The 2488-nt window shown below is 52.5% G+C and carries 3 protein-coding genes and 1 pseudogene; 1 reads left to right on the top strand and 3 read right to left on the bottom strand.

The window, feature by feature from the left end; all coding sequences use genetic code 11:
• Positions 1 to 87 precede the first annotated feature (87 nt).
• The 3 genes from ACR3FF_RS26725 to ACR3FF_RS26715 all read right to left on the bottom strand — a co-directional run bounded on the left by ACR3FF_RS26725 (position 88) and on the right by ACR3FF_RS26715 (position 1304).
• Positions 88 to 414: a TFIIB-type zinc ribbon-containing protein gene (locus ACR3FF_RS26725; protein WP_458191105.1), complete on the bottom strand. Its 327-nt coding sequence runs from the start codon at positions 412 to 414 to the stop codon at positions 88 to 90.
• Positions 415 to 636: 222 nt separating this feature from the next.
• Positions 637 to 1071, bottom strand: a complete 435-nt coding sequence (locus tag ACR3FF_RS26720; RefSeq protein WP_458191104.1) for a PIN domain-containing protein — start codon at positions 1069 to 1071, stop codon at positions 637 to 639.
• Entirely contained in the window at positions 1053 to 1304 is a 252-nt protein-coding gene (locus ACR3FF_RS26715; RefSeq protein ID WP_458191103.1) for an AbrB/MazE/SpoVT family DNA-binding domain-containing protein, read from the bottom strand. The genes ACR3FF_RS26720 and ACR3FF_RS26715 overlap by 19 nt, the downstream gene beginning before the upstream one ends.
• A 1060-nt stretch (positions 1305 to 2364) precedes the next feature.
• Here ACR3FF_RS26715 and ACR3FF_RS26710 point away from each other — a divergent pair.
• A pseudogene (locus ACR3FF_RS26710) lies at positions 2365 to 2488 on the top strand (IS5/IS1182 family transposase); the annotation flags it as partial.

Raw genomic sequence — 2488 nt, 5'->3', positions numbered from 1 at the left:
CGAGTCCGAAAGAGCACCGTCTGGCTGAGGGATATTGAACACATTCACTCAACCAGACATCTTCCTAATTAGACTAACGCTTTAGCTTCAGTTCTCACATCGGTTGGGAAGTACCGATTCTGAAAGTGTGTTTCCGTTGCTGTCCGTCTGCCCGTACAGAGCCGTCGTGAGTCCGTAATCGTGGTACGTCGGCGTTCGTGATCCCCCAGTTCGTTTTCTGTTCGTCTCTCCATCGTCGTAGCGCCACTCTGGACCGTGGTCGATGTCATGTTCGTCGACGACGAGCCCACAGTCGTCGCAGGTCGTCTCTCGTGTATTCGTGTTTACCTGTCCGTCGCATTCAGGACACAGGTCAGTCGTTTCGCTCGGTACGTCTTCGTCGAAGCCGTTTTCGTAGATGTCTCTGGTCGCCATCTGAATCACCGGTCATCGAGACGCTCGTGAGTGAACGCCCCGCACCCGTCAGGGGGCGAAAAAACAGGACTGTTGGTAGTCCAACACGTTCAATCAGTAATCTCTCCCTCACCGAATTCGTCTTCGGAGTGGTCGAGACACATGTCTACCACTCAATATTACAACCGTTGATGATCGCTCGAAAGACAATGCTTGGATATACTGATTCGCCGTGAAAACCGTCTAGTTAGATAGGTGATGAACAACTGTTTCGAGTTCATCTAGATCTTCGAAGTCGCTATCTCCCGTATGAAGGGTTTCACAGTCGGTGAGAACAGCTGTTGCGAGGTGAATTGCGTCTGCATATGACAGTTCACGCTCCCGACGTTGGTAGTATTTCGTGCGGAGCCGTGATGCGTATAATGCGATTTCACTCGTGACAGGAATGACGTGTATCTGCTCGAAATCCTCGATAGCACTCGTTACAAGGTCTGCAGTTTCACTGCTAACCTCGCGATTGAGGATATAATCAACCTCTGTCAAGGTGATCGTTGAAACGATACCACCAGTGTCCCGCGCATCGTGAATCGTCTCTTCGGCGATGTCCGACAGTGCCCCATCAAGACCATATTCGAGCCAGACCCACGAGTCGAGATAGATCACGCGTGTCTGCTCCACTCGCGACGTTCACGCTCTAACAACTCTGCTGCGTCGAGTTCAAGTGGAGCGGCACGCTTCCGGGCAGTTTTGAGACGGTCCATCGGGTCATCTGGAACGCCAATCATTCGGACTCCACCGTCCTCATCGAACCGAAAGAGAACCTTCTGCCCTTCTGTGAGCTGGAGTCGCTCCCGAACTTTCTTTGGGATGGTGATTTGTCCCTTGCTGGTGATTGTTGCTTCGTACGACATCGTTGTCGCTCCTTACAATATTTTTGTTTGTAATGCGTATATCTGTTTCGCATACTTCTATCCTTTCGTCTGACTATGGTTCACCCCGATACCAACGACTCTCGCCTCTCGAATCGGTAAACTGCGATCCCTCATGATCACATTCCGGACGCTCGTTCGTTTCGGCCTCGACCGTGGTTCCAGACTGCCGGCACTCAGCAATGACAGTGCTGTGCGACCGGCCTGTGAGTTGCATCAGAAGGTCATTCCTACGAACGCTGGCCTGTGATTGGTTCGTTAGTCGTCGATGACTCGGCCGATTTGGAAACATATCGGAATCTCGTGGCCCTGCTTCTGTCTCTTGATTTCCTGGTACCGGAAGGATCGGAACCCACCCGGTCACGCCTATACTCGTCTGCCGTTCCTCTCTATCTATGCCAGAAAAGACCACCTCGGAGGCACATTGATATGAGTAAATCAATCGACGGCGTAGAATTTCACGTTCCCGCAGATCAATCAGAGCACGTCATCTGTACTCGTTGTGGTGACTACCATCCGCGATGGGAATACGAGGAATCATCGAACAGCGACGAGGAATCTTCGGACGTTGGTACCTTACAGTGTCCAAGTTGTGGTCGATCTTTCACACTGCGGGGGAAGTAATGGCCGTAGAGGAGACGGCTCCCACGTCGACCAACACGATATCTTCCAGAGCTTGGTCTCTATAATCATCACCAATCGACGTGGTGTCCACGCGGACAAGATGGCTGCGGCGCTGCTTCGGCACGAACAGGGCCTCTAACGCTCGTTGGACTCACAGAGGATGTAGACACAGCATTGTACCACGACTCAGTGGCGAAGACGCTGGTGCAGGTGCGATTCGATAAGCACGGCATTGCGGACGAACCCACTGCGGTCGTCTGGCGTCAGTTGTCGAATGCGAGGTCGTGGATAACGCTCTTCGGCGATGGACTAGCGTGGATTCATCCGCGGTATCGGTAGCTGGTGGAAAACAGGACCGATGACTGAGGGTGTCATAGAACGATTAGCACACCAAAGAGCAGGGTGAACGCTGAGGTGGATGAATTCAGCGACCCTGCAAGATGATCCTTCGGTAGAGTCCTTCTTCAATGTCGTGGAGACAGAGACGCTAGCGCTGTTCGAGCACCTCTCCTTCGAGTTTCTCGAAGAGTTCGACGTGTTCG

It is taken from the genome of Haladaptatus ordinarius, from assembly GCF_054177595.1.
This window is presented reverse-complemented; position numbering and strand designations above follow the sequence as displayed.

Excerpts from the sequence above, each read along its gene's own strand:
- ACR3FF_RS26725 (WP_458191105.1), bottom strand. The coding sequence starts at position 414 with ATGGCGACCAGAGACATCTACGAAAACGGCTTCGACGAAGACGTACCG.
- ACR3FF_RS26715 (WP_458191103.1), bottom strand. The coding sequence starts at position 1,304 with ATGTCGTACGAAGCAACAATCACCAGCAAGGGACAAATCACCATCCCA.